Annotated in this window: 7 protein-coding genes and 1 pseudogene; 3 read left to right on the forward strand and 5 right to left on the reverse strand. The window is 75.1% G+C overall.

Annotated features, from left to right (window positions below; all coding sequences use genetic code 11):
- Positions 1-717: 717 nt before the first annotated feature.
- A pseudogene (locus C1I99_RS34235) lies at positions 718-1,215 on the reverse strand (FAD-binding oxidoreductase); the annotation flags it as partial.
- A gap of 73 nt (positions 1,216-1,288) precedes the next feature.
- Between C1I99_RS34235 and C1I99_RS26500 the strand changes: the two are divergent.
- Together C1I99_RS26500 and C1I99_RS26505 are read left to right on the forward strand one after the other, a co-directional pair.
- Positions 1,289-3,385, forward strand: a complete 2,097-nt coding sequence (locus C1I99_RS26500; RefSeq protein WP_111136911.1) for a S9 family peptidase — start codon at positions 1,289-1,291, stop codon at positions 3,383-3,385.
- 60 nt (positions 3,386-3,445) lie between these two features.
- Complete coding sequence (locus C1I99_RS26505) at positions 3,446-3,625, forward strand: hypothetical protein (RefSeq protein WP_111136912.1); 180 nt, start codon at positions 3,446-3,448, stop codon at positions 3,623-3,625.
- Between the two features lie 46 nt (positions 3,626-3,671).
- Here the strand turns inward: C1I99_RS26505 and C1I99_RS26510 are convergent, their stop codons facing one another.
- The 4 genes from C1I99_RS26510 to C1I99_RS26525 form a co-directional block, all read right to left on the reverse strand.
- On the reverse strand, positions 3,672-5,186 hold the full coding sequence (locus C1I99_RS26510; RefSeq protein WP_111136913.1) for an FtsX-like permease family protein: 1,515 nt from the start codon (positions 5,184-5,186) through the stop codon (positions 3,672-3,674).
- Positions 5,183-5,884 (reverse strand): ABC transporter ATP-binding protein, encoded by a 702-nt coding sequence (locus tag C1I99_RS26515; RefSeq protein WP_111136914.1) that lies wholly within the window; start codon positions 5,882-5,884, stop codon positions 5,183-5,185. The genes C1I99_RS26510 and C1I99_RS26515 overlap by 4 nt, the downstream gene beginning before the upstream one ends.
- Positions 5,881-6,417: a PadR family transcriptional regulator gene (locus C1I99_RS26520; protein WP_111136916.1), complete on the reverse strand. Its 537-nt coding sequence runs from the start codon at positions 6,415-6,417 to the stop codon at positions 5,881-5,883. The genes C1I99_RS26515 and C1I99_RS26520 overlap by 4 nt, the downstream gene beginning before the upstream one ends.
- 72 nt (positions 6,418-6,489) lie before the next feature.
- Positions 6,490-7,065 carry a TIGR03086 family metal-binding protein gene (locus C1I99_RS26525; RefSeq protein ID WP_111136918.1) on the reverse strand — a complete coding sequence of 192 codons (576 nt, stop codon included), beginning with the start codon at positions 7,063-7,065 and terminating at the stop codon, positions 6,490-6,492.
- A gap of 31 nt (positions 7,066-7,096) precedes the next feature.
- Here C1I99_RS26525 and C1I99_RS26530 point away from each other — a divergent pair, with 31 nt between their 5' ends.
- Positions 7,097-7,960 carry a helix-turn-helix domain-containing protein gene (locus C1I99_RS26530; RefSeq protein ID WP_111136920.1) on the forward strand — a complete coding sequence of 288 codons (864 nt, stop codon included), beginning with the start codon at positions 7,097-7,099 and terminating at the stop codon, positions 7,958-7,960.
- Positions 7,961-7,962: the final 2 nt, after the last annotated feature.

Below are 7,962 nucleotides of genomic sequence, written 5' to 3' on the forward strand. Positions count from 1 at the left end.
ATCCGGGTGCTCGTCGGTGACGGCAAGCCGCTGCCCGAGGTGCTGGCCCGGCTCAACGAGACGCTGGTCGAGCGGGGCGGCGGGCGCTACTGCACGCTCGCCCTCGCGGCGGTCGGGCCCGGTGCCGGCCGCGTCGCGCAGCGCGTAGACGGCGGCGTGCAGGTCGGTGAGCGGCACCTCGATGCGCAGCGCGATGTCGCCGGGCCCGAATGGGTAGCGGCGCCACCACGCAGGTGCCGAGTGGCTGGCGGTGGCCCGGCCGCCGAGCAGCGCGACCAGGCGGTCCGCGCGCTCGGCCACGTCGGCGGGGCCGCCCTCCAGCAGCACCACGAGGTGGCCGGCGCCCGCCGGGGTGACCGCCGCCCGCCCGGCCATCGACGGGTGCCGGGCCATCGCCGCCTCGGCGGCACGGGGGCGGCGGGGCCGGGGCCCGCCGGCGGCCGGCAGGTCGAGCTCGACGGCCGCCGGGTCGAGGCGGGCGGCGAGCACGGTGCGGACCAGGTCGTGCACCTCCAGCGGGGTCCAGACCGGGCGGGTGACCCAGATCCGGCTGGCGGGCATCGCCTGCACCCGCAGCGACGCGGCGACCAGCACGCCGAGCGCTCCCTGCGAGCCGCAGAGCAGCCGGGCCAGCTCCAGCCCCGGCGCGCCGCCACTCGCGTGGACCAGCTCGCCCTCGGCGTCCAGGTAGCGCAGACCGACCAGCTGGTCGCACGGGCTGCCGTGCCGGTGCCGCAGCGGACCGGCCTCGCCCGCGGCCAGCACCCCACCCAGGGTGGCACCGGGTGAGGGCGCGTCCAGCGCCAGCCGCTGCCCGGTGCGTTCGAGGGCGGCCTGCGCCGCGCGCAGCGGGGTGCCGGCGCCGATCTCGGCCGTGTGGGCGCCGACCGGCTGCTGGCCGATCCCGGCGAGCCGGCCGGTGTCGAGCATGATGTCGACCCGGTCGGGAGCGGCCCCCCAGTCGATCTTGGTGCCGGCGCCGCGCGGGACCACTGTGAGGTCGTGGCGGGCGGCCAGCCGCAGCACCTCGGCCGCCGCGTGCGGGCCACCCGGCACGGCGACCCAGCGGGCCGGCCGGCCGGCGACCTCGTCGGCCGGGCCGGCGAGCCGGGCGAAGGGCGGCCCGCAGATCTCGGTCAGTCGCCGGGTGATGTCGAGGGCTCCGGGCCGGTCGGTGGAACTCGCTGCTGCCGCCATGCCGGTCATCGTACACATGTTCGAAAGACCTGGCGGCGGATCGCCGCACGAGGCCGCGCGGCGGGCGGCGGGCGGCCGGTAACGTGGCGCCGTGACCACCGAGACCCCCGTGCCCGCGGCGAAGCGGGTGCCCACCGAGCGCACCCACCACGGCGACACCGTCGTCGACGAGTACGCCTGGCTCGCCGCCAAGGACGACCCGGCGACGATCGCCCACCTGACCGCCGAGAACGCCTACACCGAGGCGCGCACGGCACACCTGGAAGGGCTACGCGCCGCGCTGTTCGAGGAGACCCGCCGGCGCACCCAGGAGACCGACCTGTCGGTGCCCAGCCGCAAGGGCGGCTACTGGTACTACACCCGCACCGTCGAGGGGCAGCAGTACGGCGTGCACTGCCGCCGGGCGGTCCGGCCCGGCGAGACCGACCCGCCGGTCAGCGCGGACGGCGCCCCGCTGGACGGGGAGGAGGTGCTGCTCGACGGCAACCTGCTCGCCGAGGGGCACGACTTCTTCGCGCTCGGCGCGTTCGACGTCAGCCCGGACGGGCGGTGGCTGGCGTACTCGACCGACTTCTCCGGCGACGAGCGGTTCACCCTGCGGGTCAAGGATCTCAGCACCGGCGAGTTGCTCCCCGACGAGGTGCCCGGCACCTTCTACGGCACCGCCTGGTCGGCCGACGCCTCCGTGCTGTTCTACGTCACTGTGGACGACGCGTGGCGCCCGAACCGGGTGTGGCGGCACACCCTGGGCACCCCGTCGAGCGAGGACGTGGTGGTCCACCAGGAGGATGACGAGCGGTTCTGGATCGGCGTCGAGCTGACCCGCTCCGAGAAGTTCATCCTGATCGACATCCACAGCAAGATCACCAGCGAGGTCCTGGTGATCCCGGCCAACAACCCCACCGGGGCGCCGGCGTCCGTGGCATCGCGGCGGCAGGGCGTGGAGTACACGGTGGAGCACCACGGCCACCGCTTCCTGATCCTGCACAACGACGGCGCGGAGGACTTCGCGCTCGCGTACACCTCGGCGGACGCGCCGGGCGACTGGGTGCCACTGATCGAGCACTCGCCCGGCACCCGGCTGGAGGCGGTCGACGCCTTCGCCGACCACCTGGTGGTGTCGCTGCGCGCGAACGGGCTGACCGGGCTGCGGGTACTGCCGGTCGGCGGGGGCGACCCGTACGACATCGACTTCCCCGAGCCGCTCTACAGCGTGGGCCTGGACGCCAACCCGGAGTACCGGACCGGGCAGCTCCGGCTGCGCTACACCTCGCTGGTCACACCGGACTCCGTATACGACTACGACCTGGTCACCCGGCGGTTGGTACTGCGTCGGCAGAAGCCGGTGCTCCCCGGGCCGGACGGGCGGCCGTACGACCCGGCCGACTACGAGCAGCACCGCGACTGGGCGCTCGCCGACGACGGCACCCGGGTGCCGATCTCGCTGGTCTGCCGGAAGGACACCCCGCGCGACGGCTCCGCCCCCTGCGTCATCTACGGCTACGGCTCGTACGAGGCGAGCATGGACCCGTGGTTCTCCATCGCCCGGCTCTCCCTGCTCGACCGGGGCGTCATCTTCGCCGTGGCGCACATCCGCGGCGGCGGCGAGCTGGGCCGCCGCTGGTACGACCAGGGCAAGCTGCTGGCCAAGAAGAACACCTTCACCGACTTCGTCGCCTGCGCCCGGCACCTGGTGAAGGCCGGCTGGACGGCGAGCGACCGGCTGGTGGCCCGGGGCGCCTCGGCCGGCGGGCTGCTGATGGGCGCGGTCGCCAACATCGCGCCGGACGCGTTCGCCGGGATCGTCGCGCAGGTGCCGTTCGTGGACGCGCTCACCTCGATCCTCGACCCGTCGCTGCCGCTGACGGTCACCGAGTGGGAGGAGTGGGGCAACCCGCTCGACGACCCGGAGGTGTACGCGTACATGAGGTCTTACACCCCGTACGAGAACGTGCGGGCGGTCGACTATCCGGCGATCCTCGCGGTGACCAGCCTCAACGACACCCGGGTGCTCTACCACGAGCCGGCCAAGTGGATCGCCCGGCTGCGGGCGGTCGCGCCGCAGGGCGACTACCTGCTCAAGACCGAGATGGGCGCCGGCCACGGCGGCCCGAGCGGTCGCTACGACGCCTGGCGGGAGGAGGCGTTCATCAACGCCTGGGTCCTCGACCGGCTGGGCCGTGCCTGAGCGCCGGCCCGGCCGCCGCCCGCGAACGCCGCCACCGCCGGCAACGCCGGGACCGCCGGCGTGAGCACCGGCGACGACGGGGAGCCGGTGGAGGGCGTACGCCGGCCGGGTCTGGCGGCAGTGGCGCGGGACCGGCGGGTCTGGCTGATCCTCGCGGTCGTCGCCGCCCTGCTGGTCTGCTGTTGCTCGGCCGCCGTCGGCACCCTGCTCGCGCTCTCCGCCGGTCTCCTCGGCGCGTGACTCACGCGCCGAGGGGCGCCCCCGACGCAGGCGGCGTTACACCGGGTCAGGTCGTCCGCAGTTCCTCGACCGCGGTGCCGGCGCGCAGGAAGAGCAGGCCGACCGCGACCGTCACCAGCACCGCGGCCAGGGCGCCGGCCCCGAGCAGCGCCAACTGCTCCAGCGGCACGTCGGGCGGCACGATCACTCTCGGCACCCACTCGGTCCGGGTGTACCGGGCCTCGGTCGCCGGATCGGTGCACAGCGTGCCACCGGCGTCGCAGCTGGTCATGGTGTATCCGCCGGCGGTTGGCGAGCCGAAGACGCCCCGGGCGAGCAGCAGGCCCACGGTGAGCGCCACGGCGACAGCCGGAACGGCCGGGACCAGAGACTGCCAGGCGATGGCCCGGCCGAGCGTGGCCCGGGGCACACCGGTGGCGACCAGCGCCGCGTACGTCCGCCGTCGGGCGGTGATGCCTTCCACCAGTGCGACCACGAGCCCGCCGGCGGCGATCACCATCGCCACCACGACCGCCAGGTCGACCAGGTCCATCGTGTCGAGGTAGAAGTCGCCGCCACCGGCCGACTCTGCCCCGATGCGCCGGTAGAGCTCGTCCTGCGCCGTGAAGTAGGCCCGCAGACCGGCAGCTCCGGCCCCGAAGAGCATCGCCGCCAGCAGCGCGGCGAACGTCCGGCTACCGGCCCACGGGTCGGCGGCCAGTCGCCGCGCGGCCAGCAGTGCGGCCGGGCGTCGGGCATACCGGTGCAACAGACGACCAGTGGCGTACGAGATCCAGCCGGTGCCGGCCACCACTCCGATCATGGCGGCCAGCCCGCCACCGACCAGCAACACCGGCGGCAGCCAGGGCGGTGGTTCGATCTGCTGCCGCTCGAACCACAGCCCCACCGGGCGGAACGCGGCGAAGGCGGCCAGGCCCAGGCCGATCAGCAGGCCGGGCCACGGGCGTGGGCCACGGCGGCGGACCCGCCGCACCACACCGAACGGGGTGGCGGTGACCCGGCGCAGCAGCAGCGCGCTGGCCACCGCCGCGACCACCGGCAGCCCGAGCACCACCGCCGCCACCGCGCCGGCCGGCGGCAGCACGTCGGTCGGCAGCGGGAGCAGGCCCCGCTCGTCCGGCCGGTGCAGCAGGTCCCGCCCGCCGAGGTAGGCGGCGAGGCCGGCGAGGGCGCCGAGCAGGCCGGCCACCCCGGTCTCCGCCACGACGATCCCGGTGACCTGGCCGGGGGTGGCTCCGGCCAGCCGGACCGCGGCGAGCCGGCGGTCCCGGGCCGGGGCGCCGAGCCGGGCGCACTGCCCGGCGAGGGCCAGCACCGGGATGGTGAGCAGCAGCAGCGCGAATGCGGTGCCGCCGCGCAGCCCCGGTTCGCGCAGCAGGTTGTTGCGGTACTGCTCGGCCTGCGCCCACGCGTCGCCGGGCACCTCGGGGATCGCCAGCACGGTCAGCGCGGCCAGCACGGCGAGGGTGGCCAGGGCGGCGCTGAACCCGGTCAGCACCACCCGGGCGGTGTCGGTGCGGGTGCCCGCCACGGCGAGGCGGGCCAGGGTGGCCGGCCTCACCGGGGCCCGCCGGCGAGCGACGCGTCGAGTCCCAGGCCGGTGTGGTCCACCGCGCCGTCGCGGAGGACGACCTCCCGGTCGGCGTACGCGGCGATCCGCGGCTCGTGGGTGACCAGCACGACCGCGGTGCCCTGCTCGCGGGCGAGCCGGACCAACCGGGTGAGCACCTGCTCGCCGGCGAGCGTGTCCAGCGCGCCGGTCGGCTCGTCGGCGAAGATCACCCGCGGCTCGGTGACCAGCGCCCGGGCGGTGGCGCAGCGCTGCTGCTGCCCGCCGGACATCTCGCCGGGCCGGGCGTCGGCCACCTCCGCCACCCCGAGCCGCTCCAGCCAGGTCAACGCCGCGGTCCGCGCCTCTCGCCGCCCCGTGCCGGCGAGGAGCAGCGGAAGCGCGACGTTCTCCGCCGCGGTCAGCTCGGCGACGAGCTGACCGAACTGGAACAGCACGCCGAACTCGGTGCGCCGCAGCCGGGACCGGGCGGCCTCGGACCAGGTGTCGATCCGCTGGCCGCGCCAGGTGATCTCGCCGGCGTCCGGGCGGAGGATCCCGGCCAGGCAGTGCAGCAGCGTGGACTTGCCGCAGCCGCTCGGCCCGGTGACCGCGATGATCTCGCCTTCGGCGACGTCGAGCGTGACGCCGCGCAGCGCGGGTGTCGGCCCGTACGCCTTGACCACTGCGCGGGCCTGGAGTTCCGTCACGAGTGCACCTCCCGGTGCCAGTCGGCGACCCGGTCCAGGGTGGTGTGTAGCCACCGGAGGTCGGCGTCGAGATGGGCGATGGCGAAGTCGACGGCGACGAGCTCGTCGAGGGCGGCGGTGGGGGACGTCTTCACGGCGGTCAGCTCGCGCAGCCGCTCGGTGTGCGCCCGGCGCTGGGCGATCAGCCAGGCCCGGGCCCGGTCCACGTCGGCGGCCAGCAGCGCCACCACCACCTTGGCGAAGAGCGTGCCGGCCACGTACGGCATGGGTGGCTCGACCTCGCTGAGCCACCGGTCCAGTGCGGCGCGCCCGTCGCCGGTCAACGCGTACGCCGTGCGCTCCGGGCCGCCCTCCCGCTCCTGCCCGGCCGCCGCCACCAGGCCGTCGCGTTGCAGCCGGCCGAGGGTCGCGTAGACCTGCCCGAAGGCCAGTGGCCGGGCACGGGGCAGCCGCGCGTCGTGGGCGCGCTTCAGCTCGTACCCGTGCTTGGTCCCGGTGGCGAGCAGACCGAGCAGGACGTGCGGTGTGGACACGCCCGCCACTATTCACTCGATGAATAGTGGTTGTCAAACCACGCGGCGATCCCGGCCAGGCCGGCGGCGCGGTCAGCCGGCGGTCGCGGTCCAGACCGGGTCGCGGCCGGTGCCGGCGAGCAGCCGGTCGAGGTCGGGGAGGTCGGCCGCGAGGGGCACCGGCTCGGCGAAGACGCCCATCCGGCGGGCCTGCGGGCCCAACTGCTCGACCAGCGCGTGCAGCGCGGCCATGGCCTCCGGCGCCGCCCGGTACGGCTGGTCGGTGGCGACGGCGAGGTCCCAGCCGTGCACGGTCAGGTCCAGCAGCACCATGCCGCCGACCGTCTCCTGCGGCAGGCCCATTCCCGGTGAGACGCCCTGCAGGCTGGCCGGGTCGGACCAGGCGTCGATCAGCCGTCGGGACTCCACCTCGAACTGGTCCCGCCACCCGTCGGTGAGGTGGTCGGGCTTCTCCGCCCACTCGACCGGACGCTTCGCGGCGAGGCCCTGGAAGTTGACCACCACCTGGAAGAGATGGTTCAGCAGGTCCCGGACGGCGTAGTCGCGACAGGGCGTGGGCAGGTCGAGCTGGTCGTCGGCGATCCCGCGCACCACGGCGGCGGTTCGCGGCGCGGCGGCCGCCAGCAGCTGGCTAGTGTGTGTGGCCATAGGGCCAGCGTATGAAGGTGGTCTTGAAGAAATGCGACAGCAGCCGCGGACGGACAGCCGGGGAATCCTGGACCCGGCCCGGCTGCTGCGGCAGGTCCGCTTCCGCCGCCACCTGCCCGCCGAAACGCTGCGCCCGTGGGTCGAGCACTACTGGCTGGTCGACTGGGAGCTGACCGAGCCGTTCGAGCAGCACGTCGTGCCGCACCCGGCGGTCAACCTGGTGTTCCGGCGCGACGACGACGAACCGGAGAGCGCCGAGGTCGCCGGGGTCGGCCGGGAACTCTTCTCGATCAAGCTCACCAGCACCGGCCGGGTCAGCGGGGTGCAGTTCCGGCCGGGCGGCTTCCACCCCTTCTGGCGCCGCTCGGTGGCGGAGCTGACCGGCCGGCGGTGGCCGGTAAAGTCACTCGCCGACCGGTGGCCGCCGGCCGCCGCCGTGGTCGCCGCCGCGTCCGGCGGCGCCGGGTCGCGCGTCGCGGGCCACTGCGACGGTACGGACGCGCAGCGCTGCCGCGCCCTGGACGACCTGCTCACCACCTGGCAGCCGACGGCCGACCCGGTGACGGACGAGGTGATCGGGCTGGTCGAGGAAATCCGCGCCGACCGGACGGTGCTGCGGGTGGACCACTTCGCCCGCCGGCACGAGATCTCGGTGCGCCGGCTGCAACGTCTCTTCCTCGACCGGGTGGGCGGTGGCCCGAAGTGGGTGATCCGCCGCTACCGCCTCCAGGAGGCCATCGAACAGGTCACCAGCGGCCCGCCGGACTGGGCGCGGCTCGCCGCCGACCTCGGCTACAGCGACCAGGCGCACCTGGTCCGCGAGTTCACCGCCGTAACCGGCGTCTCCCCGGCGGCCTACGCCCGCTCCGTCAGGCTGGCCCACCCGATCCCCTGACC

The sequence above is a fragment of the Micromonospora deserti genome (assembly GCF_003236335.1).
Lineage (GTDB): Bacteria > Actinomycetota > Actinomycetes > Mycobacteriales > Micromonosporaceae > Micromonospora > Micromonospora deserti.